Source organism: Candidatus Poribacteria bacterium (genome assembly GCA_026702755.1).
GTDB lineage: Bacteria > Poribacteria > WGA-4E > WGA-4E > WGA-3G > WGA-3G.
The window spans coordinates 10,816-29,534 of sequence record JAPPBX010000006.1; the positions used below are offsets into that span (position 1 = coordinate 10,816).

At 48.3% G+C, this 18,719-nt stretch carries 13 protein-coding genes; 8 read left to right on the forward strand and 5 right to left on the reverse strand.

The genetic code is table 11. The features are described 5' to 3' along the window. Window positions 1-915: 915 nt before the first annotated feature. The 6 genes from OXH39_01085 to OXH39_01110 all read left to right on the forward strand — a co-directional run bounded on the left by OXH39_01085 (window position 916) and on the right by OXH39_01110 (window position 13,031). A complete protein-coding gene (locus tag OXH39_01085) occupies window positions 916-8,103 on the forward strand; it encodes a LysM peptidoglycan-binding domain-containing protein (protein ID MCY3549023.1) in 7,188 nt (2,395 codons plus the stop codon). A gap of 91 nt (window positions 8,104-8,194) precedes the next feature. Next, a complete protein-coding gene (locus OXH39_01090) occupies window positions 8,195-8,377 on the forward strand; it encodes a hypothetical protein (protein MCY3549024.1) in 183 nt (60 codons plus the stop codon). A gap of 95 nt (window positions 8,378-8,472) precedes the next feature. Continuing rightward, entirely contained in the window at window positions 8,473-10,461 is a 1,989-nt protein-coding gene (locus OXH39_01095; GenBank protein MCY3549025.1) for a hypothetical protein, read from the forward strand. A 113-nt stretch (window positions 10,462-10,574) separates the two neighbouring features. Next, window positions 10,575-11,609 carry a hypothetical protein gene (locus OXH39_01100; GenBank protein ID MCY3549026.1) on the forward strand — a complete coding sequence of 345 codons (1,035 nt, stop codon included), beginning with the start codon at window positions 10,575-10,577 and terminating at the stop codon, window positions 11,607-11,609. Between the two features lie 103 nt (window positions 11,610-11,712). Continuing rightward, window positions 11,713-12,180, forward strand: coding sequence for a PqqD family protein (locus OXH39_01105; protein MCY3549027.1), 468 nt, complete (start codon window positions 11,713-11,715; stop codon window positions 12,178-12,180). 161 nt (window positions 12,181-12,341) lie between these two features. Next, the gene (locus OXH39_01110; protein MCY3549028.1) at window positions 12,342-13,031 is read left to right on the forward strand and encodes an ABC transporter ATP-binding protein; all 690 of its coding nucleotides are present in this window, start codon (window positions 12,342-12,344) and stop codon (window positions 13,029-13,031) included. On the opposite strand, the gene OXH39_01115 is transcribed toward OXH39_01110, so the two are convergent. After that, window positions 13,008-13,133 (reverse strand): hypothetical protein, encoded by a 126-nt coding sequence (locus tag OXH39_01115; protein MCY3549029.1) that lies wholly within the window; start codon window positions 13,131-13,133, stop codon window positions 13,008-13,010. The genes OXH39_01110 and OXH39_01115 overlap by 24 nt on opposite strands. Here OXH39_01115 and OXH39_01120 point away from each other — a divergent pair. Then, the gene (locus OXH39_01120; protein MCY3549030.1) at window positions 13,132-14,253 is read left to right on the forward strand and encodes an aminotransferase class V-fold PLP-dependent enzyme; all 1,122 of its coding nucleotides are present in this window, start codon (window positions 13,132-13,134) and stop codon (window positions 14,251-14,253) included. The two genes, OXH39_01115 and OXH39_01120, sit on opposite strands and share 2 nt — an antisense overlap. Continuing rightward, window positions 14,250-14,960, forward strand: coding sequence for a metal-dependent hydrolase (locus OXH39_01125; GenBank protein ID MCY3549031.1), 711 nt, complete (start codon window positions 14,250-14,252; stop codon window positions 14,958-14,960). The genes OXH39_01120 and OXH39_01125 overlap by 4 nt, the downstream gene beginning before the upstream one ends. Here the strand turns inward: OXH39_01125 and OXH39_01130 are convergent. The 4 genes from OXH39_01130 to OXH39_01145 form a co-directional block, all read right to left on the reverse strand. Further along, complete coding sequence (locus tag OXH39_01130; GenBank protein MCY3549032.1) at window positions 14,952-15,830, reverse strand: sugar phosphate nucleotidyltransferase; 879 nt, start codon at window positions 15,828-15,830, stop codon at window positions 14,952-14,954. The two genes, OXH39_01125 and OXH39_01130, sit on opposite strands and share 9 nt — an antisense overlap. A 111-nt stretch (window positions 15,831-15,941) precedes the next feature. Then, complete coding sequence (locus tag OXH39_01135; protein ID MCY3549033.1) at window positions 15,942-16,712, reverse strand: hypothetical protein; 771 nt, start codon at window positions 16,710-16,712, stop codon at window positions 15,942-15,944. 164 nt (window positions 16,713-16,876) lie between these two features. Continuing rightward, window positions 16,877-17,905 carry an ATP-binding cassette domain-containing protein gene (locus OXH39_01140; GenBank protein ID MCY3549034.1) on the reverse strand — a complete coding sequence of 343 codons (1,029 nt, stop codon included), beginning with the start codon at window positions 17,903-17,905 and terminating at the stop codon, window positions 16,877-16,879. 96 nt (window positions 17,906-18,001) lie between these two features. After that, window positions 18,002-18,719, reverse strand: a 718-nt coding sequence (locus OXH39_01145; GenBank protein ID MCY3549035.1) for an ABC-2 family transporter protein, incomplete at its 5' end; no start/stop codon positions are given.

Sequence of the window (18,719 nt, forward strand, 5' to 3'; positions counted from 1 at the left end):
TGGTTTTAAGAGAATGGTGCTTCAATGAGAGGCAAGGCGCGAAATATATTTTAATCTAAAAAAGCCTTAAATGCAAATTTTAATTTGACAAAAATTGTGATAATAGTATAGAATGTACGTATTACGCTTCCTAAAATTACGCCAAAAGGCTCCGAAGAATCGGAAATTTATAGTGAAAGTGGTGATTTCACGACCCTTTAGGTCTTTAAAAAGGTAATATAAGATTATAAGATAAAGAACAGCAAAATCGAGACGTAGAAGATATACAAACCGCATCGCATTTTTTATTTAAAAGTGAGCGGAAAGTGAGCGGTATATTCTTCGTCGCGCGCGGTGTCCTTGGTGAGAATACCCGAACGCGTCACGGATGGAAAATCTGAAAAACCAGAAAAAGGTGGGAAACTTTACAACACCAAATATCCACTGACTCAAGTCAGAGGAACCTATTAAGACCTTCCTACTCGACTGTTCTACTTTCGCTGTCTCAGAAACTCGTAACTTTACTCATCCGCCACTGCAGGTGGGAAGCCTCTCTACGGATGCTCATGTATCTGAATAGACTTCAGGCACATTTCGTTTGAGGCGTTGTTCAAGTAAACAAACATTGTCGAGTTTCTAAGAGACGTATGGCATCTAAAAAATCGCTGCTCTTCAAGATATTAGGCGTGCGAAGTGAAAAAAGGTTTAATCCTTTTTTTGAAAAAAATACATAAGGAGGACGGACTTTCGTCTCCTGAATGTGTTCAGGGGTTTCCAGTCCGTAAATCAAATCGGATGAAAATTTGTGGTAGGCGCGAGCAATACTCGCTACGCTTCAGTGCTCTAATAAATGTATTAACCCTTCTCCTTTCTGTTTTGCTTTTGACTGGGCAACCTTGGGATACTGCATACGCACAAGCAATTTCCAGTACTGGCATGCAATCTGCAGCCATTCAGATTCGGGATGACCTCTCTATCGGCAACATTCGAAAGGACCTTGCACGCCTCTCAAGCCTTGATAGCCGCGTAACAGGCTATCCGCAAGCTGCGAGTGGTAGTAAATACATCTTTGACCGGTTCGCTGAGATCGGCTTGCAAAACGTGGAAAGCCGAGAATTCTCTGTGACTGTGCCGGTCGACCACAGAGACAGTGTTGTTGAAGTGCTCTCCGCTGAAAACACTGTGCTGCACACCTTTAAACTTACACCACTCTGGCCCAACCTCGTTCGTACCTCCCTGTTAGCAGATGGTATTAAACATACCGTTTTAGCTGACGAAACACTTGAAGATATAGCCTCAAGCTACCAAGTCCCTGAAGCGACTATTCTCGCAAACGAACGGAACAAATTTTTACCAACCCCTATCGTTGAAGGGAGTACAGTTTTCGTTCCAACAGGTGGTTTGTCCGGCCCCCTCCTTTATGGTGATGATGGCGAACTTGCTGATTTCAACGGCACAAGCATCGGTGGATTCTGGTATAAACTTCAAGATGGAGACACTCTCACAGCTCTTGCCCGCCGCTACCGCATCACCGAAGCCAGCATTACTGACGACATACTCAACGAACACCTGCAAAAAGCATCCGACGGTATTGATAATGATGAAGACGGTACCATTGACGAATATGGCGAAATACCGCTGCTCTCGGAAATTCTGGGATGGGCAACAGATGGTATTGACAACGATGCAGATGGTTGGACGGATGAAAACCCTGGCGACGCTACCGATGGAATCGATAACAACAACGATGGACAGGTCGATGAAACAGGCGAGTTCGTCGCCGCGAGCGAATCACACATCTTCATCCCGAAAGGTGCTATAGTCCTCCTTGACTTTAACTCCAGTACCCGTTACATCAACGCCGCGATGCTCGGTGGCACGGCTGTCATCTTTATTGAACCCGAAACCACTATTCGAGGGGAAGCAGAAAACAAGTTCGGTACCGTCCCCGCCAACATACCGCGATTTTGGCTTTCCAAAGAAGACGCGGATGTTCTCACCAATCTACTTGAATCGGAACAGGCGCAAGGGAATCAGGTTAATGTCCGTGTTAGAGGTAAGATGACGTGGGAACGCCGTGTTGGACAGAACATACGCGGATTTTTAGAAGGTGGAGACCCGACGCTACGCGACGAACTCATTGTCCTTACCGCTTATTATGACTCTATGTCTGTTGTGCCCGCAATGGCACCCGGTGCAGATCCGACGTGTGGTATCGCAACCTTGATGGAACTCGCTCGCCTCTTTAGTCAACCCCAGTATCGCCCGGGCTACTCCGTCCTCTTTGTCGCAATTGACGGACATTTTCAAGGACTTGCTGGAATGCGTGCTTTTATGGAAGGTATCGGACAAGACATTGTGGGGTCTGCCACAGACTCACCGGGTACGCCAACAATGCATGGACTCCGCCGAGGGCTTTCTACTGATATCATTGAATTTGAAGAATTGGGCAGAAGACTCCTACTCTCCATTGACCGGAGCGTCCTCGTTGATCTCCCTGCCTATTTCTTCCACGGTATACATCGGGTAAAGGCTGATTTGGACTCGCTCGGAACAACGCTTGACGGTTTGTCAGAGACGCGCTCTGAAATCGAAAACCTCACCGCGCAACAGCGGGACTTCTCAGAACGCCAAAAGAAACAAACAGATAGAAACCGAAAACGTGAGAAGCAAGGCTTCACGGGTGAAGAAAAGAGTCGCTTGTTGGTAAATCTTGCACGCTCAAAGAAAGAGTCCCTGCAAACGACCCACTTTCTCCGAGACATCGTTCAAAGATTAACTGAAGTTCGCACTGTTGCACTTGACACAAGTCGATCCGCACAGCGCGAATTGATTGAAACGCTCGCGCTCCCGATAGCTCGCCTCGATATATGGGCGGTAGAGAAACTCATTCGCGCCATAGAAACCGGCACCATTAATGAATATGCTACACATCCAAATCACGCATACCTCCTCCCCGTACAACAAGGTTCAGATTGGCAAATTCCTGTGCCAGAAGACCTCCCGCAAGAACTCATGCCTGACCTTGAGATGCTTAACAAAACCCTTGCAAACTGGGAACTGAGCGACAAGAGCAAATTTACCTTGATGTGGACCCCCGAGAAAATACTCGACCGGCATCTTGACCTACACTCACTCAATAAAGTGAAAGACGCACGCAGTGTTTTACGCGATGCTGCCGACTCCCAAGAAGTCGCAATCCAACGAGAGGTCCAATTACTTGAAAAGGTTCTCGCACAAATACCTGACAGCCAACCGATTGAAGACGAGATCAAAACAAGCATTCGGAAACTCAAGGAAACACCGATGGGCAAACTGAGCGGTGATTCTCCGATTTATGGCGGTAAATTTTTGTCGAAAGCCGGACTTGAACGACTCAATACTATTGACACCCAACTTCGCCAGCGGTTAACCGAATCTGAAGACACCGCTGATATCACTATATTAATAGCAGACATTCTCAAGGACAAACAAGGTATCTTTGAAATTGCACTTCGGAACGCCCGACTGGAACAAACACGCATCCAGCACTTGATCGCAACAGCGGGAACATTAGGGCGGGAATATTTGGATGAAGAACGCCTCATTTTGGAAAATTATCTCTCAGAGGAAGAAGTCGAAAAGGCACTTTCGCTACGCTCTCGCATCGCATCACATATTAGCGAAACAGCACTATTAGCAATCGTCAAAAAGCGAGCGGACGCAGATATTATCGCACTCGAAAACCTCTTTGAACGGTTACCCACATTAGATACCGATTTGGATGACGAGACCAAGGTGCTCCTACGTGATAATCTACTAACCCTACGAAACGCACGTTTCCGAAACATTCAGAGCCGCGTTGAAAAAATGTTGCGCATTGACACCAACGAATACAATCGGAAACTCGGACAGATCGAGGCGGCTATTGCCCTCCAAGATCTGTTTAACCGCTACTACACCTCCCTCTATATTAGCATTGACCTCTCTTCACAGTCGAATCAGTTCGGGGTGTTCAACAAGGGATGGTTCTACGATCAACAGCCCGAATTTGTTCTGCGACGTGAATTTGCAAGTATCGGCAATAAACTTGCCTCTTACGCTGAAGATGCCGATTTCGGTGTCCGTGTTCGTAAACTTTGGCAGTGGACAGACGACCAAATCCGACAAGCCGTGTTGACCCGTCAATGGACGGTCGCAAACGGAATCTCTGACAAAGCCGCCCTTGAAGGAAAAACGCTTGAAACACTGTTGAGTTCGCACTTCAACAAACTCACAGGACTCAGCGGTGTGAGTCGACTCATGAAGATGCAGTTTGAGCAGTGGCGCAATCAAGGCGAACCCTCTGAGGATATGCTCAAAGATATGGATTATATCCGTAAAGAGGTAGAGCGTTTCATTCGAAACGATGTCCGTACAGCAAAGAAAAATCGGAAGAACAATATCCGTACACGTGAACAGTTAGATGCCATGCTTCGACTTCGGTATGAAGATCCAGATACCTTCTCCGAGGACGAAATTGAGGACATTAGAACCCTCATTTCAATTGCGGGTCTCGGTGGCGAGTCGAACTTTGTTAACGCCATCTCCGCAAGTGGTGGAAAGACTTGGAAAACCTATATACCGGGTAAGATCGCCTTTGACAGCGAGGTAGCGACACTTGTTGGAAAAACTGGCATCGCTTTTGCGACTATTGAAGATGCCCGTGTTTTAACGGATACGCCGCTCGATACAATTGAACGCGTCGATTTGCAGGAAGATGGCAACCTCCATCAACAAGCGCAGACACTGGCATCACTACTTATCCAAGCCCTCCGCGATGAAGAGATGCCCACTGCAGCACGCGTCGGAAATTTCTACTGTAACCTCTTCGGCGATGTCGTTGAATTCGATGCGCGCGAGTCCGCACTACCGAACAAACCGGTGCCTTATCCTATTTTGACACTCCGCAGAAAGCACAAATCCATGATGGGTGTGCGTGGTGATCTGTTTGTGATGGGCGATAACAAGGGGAACTTTGAGGTCGCTGGATTAGCCATGGAAGGCAGAGCAACACGTCGCCTCGGTGGTGCCCAAGAGGTCGAAGCATACATTCTTGATCCGGATTCCGGGGACATCGTCTATGCCCCGGACTTGGGGAATTACGGTGCGAAACTGCTACCGAATAAAGTTCCAATCAATACCCGCAGACGCGGGTGTCGTGTCGTTGCGTTCCCTTGCGTGTCTACAACTATCTACGACTTGGTGGACCAACGGTATCTACGGACATTGCGAGAGCTTGAAGTCTACGACGCACTCACCGATAGCGCGCCAGAGAAGTTCGGAATGTCCAAACCGTGGCAGCAGGAAGGGGTCTCCGCAGCTGAACCCATTGCCCTCGTCTATAGCGAACCGAACACTCGCATTAAAGTCGGAATGGCTTACGGACAGATCGGCAAACGTCTCCTACTCATTAAGGCGACAAAGAGCGGTATGAAGAACCCGACGCTTTACACCGGCGAAGGGTTTGTCGTCCGTGAAAATGGACAGATCCGTCTTACACCCTACGTCGTTGTTCGTGATATGTGGTGGCTTGATGAGAACCGATCGCGACTCTATAAACGGTTCGGTATCTCCAGCGACCGCCTCGATAAACTCCATCAATTCGCGAATGAATACCTCGCACGCGCGGAGACCGAGCTGCTTCAAAGCGATTACCAACAGGCACTTAAACTCGCACGTGCCGCGTGGGGTTACGAATCACGCGCATATCCAGATGTCAAACAGACGGGTAACGATGTCGTTAACGGCGTAATGTTCTATCTTGCCTTGCTGATGCCGTTTGCCTACTTTATGGAACGGCTCATCTTCGGTTTCCCGAACATCCACAAGCAGATTATCGGATCGTTTGGTATCTTTCTACTTGTGTTTTTCTTCTTAAGCCAAGTTCACCCTGCCTTCCAGATTACGACGACCCCTGTGATTATTTTGATTGCTTTCGTTGTACTTGCCTTAACCGTTATCGTTATCAGTATTATTGTCCGGAAATTTGAGGAGCAACTCGAAAAAATCCGCCAAGAAGGGAACAAGGTTTATAAAGCTGATGTCGGCAGGTTGAGTGCAAGCGCAGCAGCGTTTAGTTTGGGTATTTCCAATATGCGAAAACGAAAAGGACGTACGATCCTGACCTGCTGCACGTTGGTCATCCTTACCTTTACGGTCATCTCGTTTACGTCCGTGCGGACGTTTATGCATCCGAATAGAACGAGTTTGCCGCAGGTGACACCGCGCTATACAGGACTTCTTATCCGTGACCAATACTGGCGCCCACTTGAAGAACCGGTGCTTACCTCTGTGCTAAATGACATGCAGAAAACGCAGATCACACTCACAGCCTTAGAAAGACTGCTGGAGCGTAAGAACGAACTGCTCGTTAAGCAGGGACAACAACCGATTGACATTCCAGCAGCAACTGCCGCTTTAGAACAAGGGGGTTTCATTGAACAGGTAGACGAAGAATCGATTGTGACTGTCCGGAACGTCGTAGCTCCGCGTGCGTGGTATCAGTCTTCAGGCACAGGGGATCAATCATTTGTTCAACTTACACGTACGCCAAACCCGGCAGATTCATCACCACCGACACATCAACTCACCGGTGAAGCGTTGACGTTCGCGGCAAACATGCTCGTCGGTATGAACGAAGCAGAACCAGGGGTCAGCGGTATTGACAGGTACCTCCAATACGGAAAATGGTTCAACCCGGCAGATGCCCATGAATGGCCCACAGAGTGGCCCTACGCCATTGTGCTGCCCAAAGGGATGGCAGAATTGCTGAAAATCACCGAAAGCGATATGGGGAAAGCGACCGTCTCTGTTTACGGTGCCGACTTCACCGTTGTTGGTGTACTCGGGATCGGTTTCAAAGACCTGACCGATAACGATGGTGAGGAACTCACACCTGTTGACTATCAATTGATGCAACAGCAGCGGAGCCGCGGTGCTACTGGTGATGAAACCCTTGAAGGTGAATTACAGAAATATCTCCATCTCACACCAGACAGTATTGCCATTCTCCCTTATGAGGTCGTTATGAACCAAGGCGGGACGCTCCGAAGCGTCGCTGTTAATATGGAACCGAGAGATGACGACCCGAAATTGCTCGGCGCGATAGATAAGTTGGACCTCATCATGGCACCACTTATGAACCGCATCGCACTTGATTTCTTTGTCGGGCGTGATAAAGACACATACCTCTACAGCAGTATCGGGATGACGAGTTTCAGTGGGATGGGCAACCTATTTGTTCCAATCTTAATCGCAGCACTTATCGTGCTCAACACCATGCTTGGCGCCGTCTATGAACGGGTTCGTGAAATTAGTATTTACAGTTCTGTGGGCCTCGCGCCTGTGCATATCGCCTTCCTCTTCCTTGCAGAGGCGTGCGTCTATGCGATTGTCGGCGCGGTGTTAGGCTACCTCATGGGACAAGCAATAGCGACAACTCTCGTGCATTTCGGTTGGCTTGCCGGATTGACGCTCAATTACTCATCAATGTCAACTGTTGTTGCAACGATTATCGTCATGGCTGTGGTGCTGCTGAGTACCATGTACCCAGCAATTAAAGCATCACGGATGGCTGTTCCTGATATTGAACGTAAATGGAAACTCCCTGAACCTGAGGGCGACGTATGGCATTTCAATCTGCCTTTCACCGTCCTTGAAGAAGAAGCACTTGGGTTGAACGTCTTTATGCGAGATTACTTTGAGGCGCACGCAGACGAATCCGCCAGCGACTTCTACACGGATCAGGTTGCTTTCAGTCAACTGGAAGCAGAGGATTCCTATCAAATCGGGATGATGGTATGGTTAGCACCTTATGATTTGGGTGTGAGTCAGTCTATTCAATTCGTCACATCCCCAGCGGGTGGTGAAGAGGAGGACCTCTACAAGATTACGTTGGATGTACATCGCGAGAGTGGTGAGATCGCCTCTTGGAAGCGAGTGAATCGACGGTTCCTCAACCTACTGCGGAAACAACTCCTGATTTGGCGGACGTTTAGTGTCGATGTTCGATCAGAGTTCCATGAACGCGGCAGAACTGAAGGCACAGATAGTTCGGCGGAAGAAACAGCACAGATGGAACCAGCACCAACTCCAGCAGATTAAACAGAAGCAGTGTAGGGGCGAGGTCACCTCGTCCGCACGGGTTGGGAAACCTAACCCCTACAGATTGCGAATCAAAAAAAGGACAAAAAACGTGGAGAAAGTAGCAAGTTTTATTATCATCGTCGGCACTTTGCTATGGCTGTTTAGTATTCTCGCTCTTGGAGGGCGTTGGCAATGGCAGATGTTATCAGCTCTTGTGTTGATAATTGGCATTTTCACGGCACATTTCTGGGAAGAATTGCGAGACCCAGACAGCGACGAAGAGAAGGATTAGTTGTCAGTCGTCAGCTATCGGTTGTCAGAAAGAAAATTTTCTTACCGATAACTGATAACCGATAACCGATAACTAATGGAAGGAGAACACTCAATTTGGCAAGAGAACGAGTAACACAAGCAGATGAATGGCAAGCTTGGGCGCAGCGATACGACATGGAAGGCGGTATCCGTACCTTTGAGTCAGGGTTAACGGTTAAGGTGTTTGTCGGAGCACTTTTCGTTGGCTTGCTGATGATGCCAGGCTCCATCTATCTCAGTTATGTATCCGGCCAATCCGGTGCTGGCGCAGCACCTTGGGTTGCCGTTATTCTATTCACCGAGCTCGCGCGGCGGTCTTTCACGACTGCCCGGCGACAGGAGCTTTATATGCTCCTCGGATTAACAGGCGCGGCGGTCGGAAGTGGATTGCAATACCGGAACTTTATCTGGTACGCCTACTTCATCAATACCCCGCAGGCGGCATCCTACGAAATCGCAGACAAAATACCAGACTGGATCGTGCCAGCAGGTGATTCCGTCGGCGTGCTCACGCGAAGTCTGCTACATCCAGACTGGCTCCTACCCATCGGTATCTATCTTGCTGGAAAACTTCTTGGAACTTTGCGATCTGTTAGTGCCCAATATATCTTGTTCCGACTCACGGCGGACCTTGAACGACTTCCCTATCCAATGGCACCGATCAGTGCACAAGGCGCAACCGCACTTGCAGAAACGACAGGAAAAGAAGAAACTTGGCGATGGCGGGTCTTCTCCATCGGTTCTATGGCAGGCCTCATCTGGGGGTTCCTCTATATCGGTGTGCCTGCGCTCACAGGTGTGATGATGAGCCAGCCGATTCAGATTCTGAAGATTCCGTGGATAGACTTCACACAGAGTATTGAAAGTATCGCACCAACAGGCGTTTTTGCCCTTCACACTGACTTCGGACAGATGCTCTTTGGGTTCGTGTTGCCGTTCCCAGTTGTGATGACAGAATTTATTGCGTCAATGGCAACGCAATTTGTCTTGAACCCTCACATTCTGTACCGAAATGAGATTCTCCACCAGTGGCAACCCGGTTTAGATGTCCGTGGTGTTGGTTTGTACAATGGGCTGGATTTCTGGATTAGCTGCAACATGGGGAAATCATTCAGTTTTGCAATCGTTGGACTGGCGGCTTCAGTTCCAATGCTCTTTAAAATGCAGAAATCCAGGAAAACTGCAGGTGAACGCGGCACCTTTGCTCCACCTCCGAACCGTGGCGACTTCCCGATATGGTTGATGGGATTACTCTGGCTTATCGGTATGGGTGGGTTCGTCTGGCTCATCCACTGGATGGTCCCGAATTTCCCGTTGAGTTTCCTGTTAGGCTTCGCCTTCCTATATACACCGCTTAATTCGTATGTTACTGCCCGAACCTTCGGGGTATTGGGACGCGACCTCTTTGAGATACCGTATCTACACGAAATTACCTTTATTTTGAGTCGTTATGAAGAGATAGATATCTGGTTCGCACCGTTACCAGACGAAGATTACGGACGTGGTACGCAAAGTTGGCGAGTCCTTGAATTGACAGGTACAACTTTCACTTCAAACCTTGCTGGCACGCTCTTGATTATGCCAATCCTAATCGTCAGTGGAATTGTGGTGCTACACTTTATTTGGAAGATCGCACCTATCCCCAGTGCACAGTATCCATACGCACAGATGATGTGGCCCATTAACGCCACAAACGAGTGTCTCATGAAAACGTCGCTGCGGGATGGAAATAGCCAGATGCTTCAAGCACTTCGGGGGGACTACGTCACTGCTGGATTTACCGGAAGCATCGCAATCTACGGGATGCTGTGGGTCTTCAAAATGCCTTCAATGTGGTTCTACGGTATTATAGGCGGCATTGGAGCAGACCCAGGAAGTATGGTTGCTCGACTCCTCGGTGCAATCATTGGACGGTTTTACATGATTAAGCGATTCGGAATGAAACGCTGGTATATGTTCAATCCGGTACTCGCAGCAGGGTTTACGTGTGGTGTCGGTCTCATCGGCATGGGAACTGTGGCAATCGCACTTGTCTCCAAAGCCGTTATCGTCAAACCGTTTTAATGGCTATCGGCTATCGGCTATCGGAAACCAAGAGGTTTCATGAAGGTCTCCCTCTTGGTCTTCTCTTTGCTGACTGCTGATGGCTGACAGCCAATAACCTGATAACTATTAAGATGGACTGGACTAATTTTGGTTGGGCAGGCATAGAGCTGGAAATACCCACAACATGGGAACTCAGCGGACTCAGTGGAGATCAAAAGACGGGGTACCTCCGTCTTGATGACGAAGAGATGCCTCGTCTTGAACTTAAATGGGCGCATACCCGACGCAAAAAGCCAGACCTTCACGCGACACTCGATGAATATTTCAAGTTGATTCGCAAGACTTACAAGAAAGGCGGCGAACTCTCTTTCCGTCGGAACGTTAACCTCATTAAAGAAGATGAATTCTTTAAGGGACGCACCGTTCTCGGCTTTAGTTGGAAGGGAAGCATACGCGCCAATGGGTTGATTTTCCACACCGGAAAACGGATCACAATTGTGCAGGTGATGGGACGGTTGAAAGAGAATTGGCGACCCACAGTCTTGCGGATTTTCCAATCAATTGTAGACCGAGGCGACGCACCACTGACGCTGTGGAGTGCCTATGGACTCAAACTCGGTGTTCCGAAAGTATACAAATTGGAACGTCAGAAACTGCTCAGTGGCTACCTGCTGTTCGCATTCGCTGCAAAGCCCGTTCGTTTTCAAAGTGTGGTAAAACTTGCTAAACTGGCGAGCAGTCGCCTACGGAATAATGGTTCAGTAGAAGATTTAGATTTTTCACCGCCGGACAAAGGTCGTCTTAGCGTCGAACGGTATGGACCGGCAGAAGTCATGCTGAATGACTATAAAGACACACCGAACCCATTGGAAGCATGGTTTCGCGCCAAATACGCAAAAGCAATTCGTGGCTACGGATTTGAAGTAAAACCTGAGACAGACTCAGAGGATGAACGGCTAACGCTTATTGGAGAACAGACACGACTTTACGACGGTATACCGTTCAGTCCCGTGCTGATGCTCGACAAACTATCGAAGCGGACAGCACTTGTGTTTCATCTCTGGCGATGCAATCATTCCAACCGTATCTATGTTATTCAGTCTATTGGCAGTACCAATGCGTCGCCGACTGTCCAGAAGGTTGCTGAAAGCATTGAATGCCATTAATGGTTGTCAGTTTTCAGTTTTCGGTTTTCAGTAAAGAGAGCACTGTGACGGTTAGAAAGGTTGCAACTGCCACACGAATAACCGACAGGCGATACTATAAAAAATGCTAAATAGAATCTTATACGCCCTCAAAATTAAGAAGCGTCCCGATGTGGACCGGACTCAGGTGATGAAGTCGTTTCCTGTGCGGAACCAACTCATAACTTGGGAAATAGACGATAAAGGCGAAGCCTCACTCGTCATTCCACAGAAAGATAAACTCTGGCTTCGACTCGCCGGTAAACTCTTTATGCTCCCTAATAAACGGGTGATCGTATTGGATTCTATCGGAACGTATGTGTGGCAGATGTGCGATGGCAAGCATACAATTTCGCAGATTATAAAGGGAGTCCAAAAACAGTACCAGTTGACTCGTAAAGAGGCAGAAACATCGCTCTTTACGTTCATGCAGCAACTCGGCAAACGGAACTTTATAGGGTTTGCTATTCCGAACCAACAACAGAATGCACCAGCAACACCGGAGCCGGAACCCGCTAAACCGGGATTTTTGGGATCCCTATTGAGACGGTAAGCAGAACCTTTGATTGGAAATTTAGGCAAAAATAGGAGAGAAAAATGAACGAACAAATAAGTGATGTTGGCGCAACTTTCGCCGAAACACCAGAACGCTTTGAGCGTCTTATTCCCAAAGAGAACACAGTTCGCGTCCGAAACCTTATCAAACGGTATGAGATGGGTACGCAGACTGTAGATGCCCTCCGTGGTGTCAATTTCCAAATCCAGCGCGGTGAGTACATCTCAATCATGGGACCCTCAGGCTCAGGGAAATCAACGCTCTTTAACATGATCGGGGGCTTAGACAAACCGACCGAGGGGCGAGTCTACATTGATGAAGTGGACATCGCACAACTTGATGCGTATGAACTCGCGTGGCTCCGCTGCCGAAAGATCGGTTATATCTTCCAATCATTCAACCTCATCCCCGTCATGACAGCACTCGAAAACGTCTCACTTCCGATGATCTTCGCGGGTATGAGTGCCGATGAAAGCAGAGAGAAAGGTGTCGAACTCCTTAGCCTCGTTGGACTCGGTGACCGCGTGCAACACAAACCGTTAGAACTCTCCGGTGGACAGCAGCAGCGTGTTGCAATCGCACGCTCGCTCGCGAACGACCCAGCGATCGTTCTCGCCGATGAACCAACGGGAAACCTTGATACCAAAACCGGGTTAGAGATCATAGCACTACTCCGTAGCCTTAATGATGAAAACGGTGTGACCATTATCACAGCAACGCACGACCATAAGATGTTAGATGTCTCCGATCGTATTTTCCACATGGCAGATGGCAAAGTAGACAAAATCGAAACACGCGATGAAATTGATCTCCATGTTGGGAAATTAGACGGCGAGGAAGTGGGTTAATAACCATCGGCTTTCGGCATGCGAGGTGTTCGTAAACGCCACAGACACCTCTGTCTGATGGAAACCGACTGCTGACTGCTGATGGCTGACTGCCATAATCATGAATATCTACAAACGCTTAGGCATTCGCACAGTTATCAACGGCAACGCGACGCTCACACGGCTCGGTGGTTCAATTATGCCATCTGAAGTTGTTGCGGCGATGGTTGAAGCCTCAAAGCATTTTGTAGATATTATTGAACTTCAAAAACGGGTCGGTGAAGAGATTGCGGCACTCACACATAACGAGGCAGCTTATGTCTCCTGTGGTGCTGCTGCTGCGCTGACACTCAGTACCGCCGCGTGTATCACCGGACTCGACCCCACCAAACGAGAAAAATTGCCCCACCTTGACGCATCAATGAAAAGTGAAGTCATCGTGCATCGTCACGGTCGTGTCGGATACGATTTTGCTGTACGGCAGGTGGGTGTAAGATTCGTAGAAATAGGCGATGAAAACGGCACTTCATCTGACGAACTCGAAAACGCCATTACTGAGAAAACCGCCGCGATTTTCTACTTCGCGAACCCGGGTAGAGAACACCTCTGGGTGTCTTATGAAGATGCCATCGCAATCGCCGAAAGGCACGGTGTTCCACTCATCGTTGATGCTGCCGCACAGTTGCCACCCCCAGAAAACCTATGGCGTTTTACGGAGAGGGGGGCAGATTTAGCACTCTTTAGTGGTGGAAAAGGCTTGTGTGGTCCCCAAAGTAGCGGCTTAATCGTCGGAAAAAAACCCTTGATTGAGGCTATCGCTTTCAACGGACCACCACATCCGTTTATCGGCAGGGGTATGAAAGTCGGTAAAGAGGAGATGGTCGGTTTGTTCGCCGCTGTCAAATGGTATTTGAATCAGGACCACGAAGCGTTACAGCAATCCTACGAAGATCAGGTCACCTATTATGACGAGGCGTTCGCGGACATTCAAGGCGTTACAGTACATCGTAGTTTCCCCTCTGAAGCCGGACAACCGATGCCCCGCACCGAAATCCGATTTGACGCAGAACAACTCGGCATCACACGAAACGAAATCCTCCAGCAACTCGCAGAAGGTGAACCCTCTATTGACATCGCAGGCGCAGGGGCAGACGGTGTCCTTATCAATGGACAAACCCTGCTGCCCGGAGAGATAGAAATTATCGCTCAAAGATTAAAGGAAATCTTAGGGAAGACAGCATGAGACTTAATAACGGTATTCGCCTGACATGGCTCGGACATTCCACCTTTAAAATCGAAGCAGATGGACAAACGCTTCTCATAGATCCATGGGTGACAAACAACCCGGTATGTCCAGATGCACTCAAGACTTTCGACACTCTCGATGTGATACTCATAACACACGGGCACGCCGATCATATCGGCGACGCGGTATCTCTTGCGAAAAAACATACACCGACAGTCGTGTCCATCGTCGAAATCGCAGGGTGGCTCGGTAAACAGGGTGTTGACAACACAATTGGAATGAACAAGGGTGGCACTGTCACTGTCGGTGGCGTAAAAGCAACGATGGTCTCAGCCAACCACAGCAGCAGCTTCACAGAGGAAGACGGCACGACAGTTTATTTAGGCGAACCGGCGGGTTATGTTATAGAATTCGCGAACGGCTACAAAATCTATCACGCTGGCGATACGAATGTCTTCGGTGATATGCGAATTATTGGCGAAATTTATCAACCTGACTTAGCACTGCTACCCATCGGCGACCATTTTACGATGGGACCCCGCGAAGCCGCTTATGCCGCACAACTGCTCAATGTCCCAGCGATCCTACCCATCCATTACGGCACTTTCCCACTCTTAACAGGAACCCCGGAAGAACTCCGTAAATTGACAGCATCCCAAGATGTGGAAATTATTTCGTTAGAGGTCGGGGAAACATTAGATTAGAGAATTCCGATAGGGACTTTGTAATCCAAAGGCGTTTACAGTTTTGAGTAAATCCTGTGGGTTGCCTGTATCGTAACGCTGACCTGCGACGCGGTAGCCGTACATACCTTCCTGTTTTATGATTTCCGTCATCGCATCCCGTAGCTGAATCTCGCCGTGCGTTACAATTCGGTGTTTATAATTGTAATCCAGAATATCAAAAAGGAGGGGGGTCAGAAGGTCGATTCCGAAGTTGCAGAGGTATTGCCGTTCCGGGATACCTTCCACGCGGAGATGCTGCTGCGCGAACGCCACCGTCGGCTTTTCCGAAATTTGTGATAACGTAAAGAGCCTCTCGGATTCTACAGAGGGGCTGCCGTGAACAACACCGTTGAGCGAGAGTTCACTTTCATGACAGAGATCAAGACTTGTGACAGACTGCCCAACCTCTGTGTAAACATCCACGAGTTGCCTGGCACAAGAAACATCCGATTCGGGAATATAGAGATGGTCTCCAAGCAGAATCATAACCGGCTCACCATCCGCGAAATCATTTGCACAATAGATGGCGTGCCCGAATCCTTCCGGTTCCACCTGAATTGCGAAATGCAGTCGATCACCTATTTCTTCCAACCGGTCTGCCTGCGCTGCTAACTCCGGTTTTTCACGAATCGCATCGGCGACAGCACCAGAAAAATAGGTGGTAATCGGTTCAACCTGTTGCGGTTGAGCGACGATACACACCTCCTCCACACCCGCCGTTAGTGCTTCCTCAATAATCAACTGAATGACCGGCTTTGCGATACCATCCTGATCAATAATCGGAAAGAGTGCCTTCGGGACGGCTTTCGTTGCGGGGAAAAGACGTGTCCCGTATCCAGCAATGGGAATAATTGCTTTTTTAACGATGGGATTCTACTCCGTTTTTAATCGTGTTGGGCTGAGGCATGGCGACCTCGCCCAACAATTTTAGCAGTGTTCATTCTCTGTAGGTACCTACGTTTAATTTCTCAACGCCTTGAGGTATGCCCAAGTGGCTGAGAGTTTTCCAGCAGGTTCAACAGGTAATTGATCGCTCTTAGACTCAAAGTTCTGTTCAACCTCTTTTTCGTCAAGAATCCGATCATAGATACGGACGTTATCTATCATCCCGATGAGGAATCTGCCATTGTGCTCACTACCAATGCGCCGTTCCTTCATGTTTTCAGGCGTTGTGCCAGCATTCCCTTCATCAACCAACTCACCATCAACATAGAGTTTGAGTTCGTTGTCTTTGGTATTGCTGGTGTAAATGATGTGATACCACGTGTCGGTTTCAGCGTTCAAGCGAATCTTGACACCGTCGTTTTTATGAACTTGGATCTGGTTTCTCTCAAATTTGAAATGGACTTTGCCTGCCTCCCACATCCACGTTGAAACGATGCCTTGAATGCCCCCAAACTGAGCCTCCAGGGCGTAGCATTCAATAGACACAAATTCAAAATCACCCATATCGGGGATCTGAACGTAGCTGTCGGGTTTCCCTTCAAACTCCATCGCTTCTCCAGTGCCATCTGTCGCGCCTTCGACAAAGTTGAGCTTACCGACGAGTTCTGCATCGTTTTTGCCAAGGACATCCTTGACAGTCTTGCCATCCAGATCGGCTTCATTGAGCGTATACATGGCAACGAGTCCATCTGTTACGAAATCTTGTGCATCAGCCGCTGTCACATAGCAAAACACAGTGAGGAGCGCGGCGAGTACACAGATTATTCTGATATTCCTTAGACGCATTTAAATTACTCCTTTTGATTGTATCAATTATAGTAAAATCCACAATTACTTGGACATTGCGGAAACGCGAGGATACAATCCTCGGCTGATTAATAAAACACATCTACAACAATCAGGTTCGCTAAAACCCTGTCATACATTCTAACTGATAGATTCTCAATCTGTCAAGCCAATTTGCCTGTGTTCAATGGTATTGGCTCGGCCAATTTACGTTCAAGCGTGAGGTTATCCTCGTAAACCGTTTTGATTAACTCTTCAATATCAAGCTCTTCGACCGATATATCCACAATCTTGAACTTTTGGAGGATTGCACCGATAAGGTCCGCTGTGCTAATTTCTTCTGGAGAGAACCGATACTGCACGCGAGCACCTTCTTGAAAGGTAACATGTGTGCTCGGGATACTGATGTCTGGATAGACCTCGGCGTAATCCACAGTCAAAAGTCGTTCTGTCGAAAGCAACCGCCGGAGTGTCGCGAGTTCTCCATCGAAACAGAGCCGCGCGTTGTCTATAAGAATAACACGCTTACACAATTTCTCGACATCATCTAAATCGTGTGTTGTCAATACAACCGTGACCTCCCTATCGGCGTTGATTCTTTGGATAAATTCTCGGATACGTGCCTTGGCGACGACATCTAAACCAATAGTCGGTTCATCAAGGAACAAGACATCCGGATTGTGGAGCAGCGCAGCTGCGATGTCCGCACGCATCCGCTGACCGAGACTCAACTGGCGGACAGGTGTCTGGAAAAAATCGCCAAGGTTGAGCAGAGCATCGAACATCTCTACGTTGTCGCGGTACTGTGCATCTGGAATCCGATAGATACGCTGCAGCAACTCAAATGACTCTTGGACTGGCAAATCGAACCACAAATGTGAACGCTGCCCAAACACAACGCCAATGTGTTTGGCATTTTCCTTTCGCTGCCGATGTGGAGTATATCCGTTTACAGTCACGCTGCCTGACGAAGGCACCAAAATACCGGTCAGCATTTTAATGGTCGTTGACTTGCCTGCACCGTTCGGTCCTAAATACCCCACAATTTCGCCACGTTGAACCGTGAATGAAACGCTGTCCACTGCGCGAATAACGCGGTGTTTACGGGAAAAAAGGTTCACAAAACTCCCGAAAAAGCCTTTGCGGTGATGATAGACTTTGAAGGTCTTGCTCAGATTATCAACTTCAATCATATTTTTTAAGGGTTTTCAGTTGTCAGTTCCTTTGTGGTGTCATTTACTTTTCTGGTGCTTCCACAAATGGCCTCTTAACTGACGACTGACAACTATTCAATGCCCTGTGCTTTGATACCGTAAAACGCCCCATCTCCAGAACAGCATGGTGATACCGAGAAAGAGGAAACCCGCGAAAGGGGCTAACTGCACACCAATCGGTGAGACCCCAAGCGATCCAACCTTACCCAAAAGAAAAAGGGATGGAAAATAGTTAACACACGCCAGTGGAATAATAAAGGTGAAAAAATGCCGAAACCACCACCGATAAATAGAAAACGGGTAGCTTCCCATGAACACACCACCGTTCGTAAAAATATTAATGATCTCAATCGATTGGACAGTCCAAAAACAACTCGTCGCGCCGATGACGAAGAGACCTATAAAAAAGCAGGTCCCACTCATCAGCGTAATCAACAGATAACCCACCTTAGCAAATGACCAAGAGACAGTGAGCTGCGAATTGGCAATAAGTAACACAACGACTGCTTGCGCTATCCTTCCTACCCGACGGAGCAGAAATTCATGCGCGAAAACCTGATAGAAAGTGCCGAGAGGTCGGACCAGCATTGTATCAAAGCCGCCACGTACAACATTTCTCTGAAAGACATCAAAACCTCTCCCAACCATCTCAGCGACAGCAAAGCAGATACCAACTATGCCGTAGAGGAATCCGACCTCCCATAGGCTCCACCCCGCCAACTGTTTGAAACGGTTAAAGAGGAGCGCAATCATGAAAAAATCCATGACGGAGATACTCGCTTGCGCAAATAGT

Excerpts from the sequence above, each read along its gene's own strand:
- OXH39_01085 (MCY3549023.1), top strand. The coding sequence starts at position 916 with ATGCAATCTGCAGCCATTCAGATTCGGGATGACCTCTCTATCGGCAAC.
- OXH39_01140 (MCY3549034.1), bottom strand. The coding sequence starts at position 17,905 with ATGATTGAAGTTGATAATCTGAGCAAGACCTTCAAAGTCTATCATCAC.
- OXH39_01125 (MCY3549031.1), top strand. The coding sequence starts at position 14,250 with ATGAGACTTAATAACGGTATTCGCCTGACATGGCTCGGACATTCCACC.
- OXH39_01100 (MCY3549026.1), top strand. The coding sequence starts at position 10,575 with ATGGACTGGACTAATTTTGGTTGGGCAGGCATAGAGCTGGAAATACCC.
- OXH39_01105 (MCY3549027.1), top strand. The coding sequence starts at position 11,713 with ATGCTAAATAGAATCTTATACGCCCTCAAAATTAAGAAGCGTCCCGAT.
- OXH39_01115 (MCY3549029.1), bottom strand. The coding sequence starts at position 13,133 with ATGATTATGGCAGTCAGCCATCAGCAGTCAGCAGTCGGTTTCCATCAG.
- OXH39_01135 (MCY3549033.1), bottom strand. The coding sequence starts at position 16,712 with ATGCGTCTAAGGAATATCAGAATAATCTGTGTACTCGCCGCGCTCCTC.
- OXH39_01110 (MCY3549028.1), top strand. The coding sequence starts at position 12,342 with ATGGGTACGCAGACTGTAGATGCCCTCCGTGGTGTCAATTTCCAAATC.
- OXH39_01120 (MCY3549030.1), top strand. The coding sequence starts at position 13,132 with ATGAATATCTACAAACGCTTAGGCATTCGCACAGTTATCAACGGCAAC.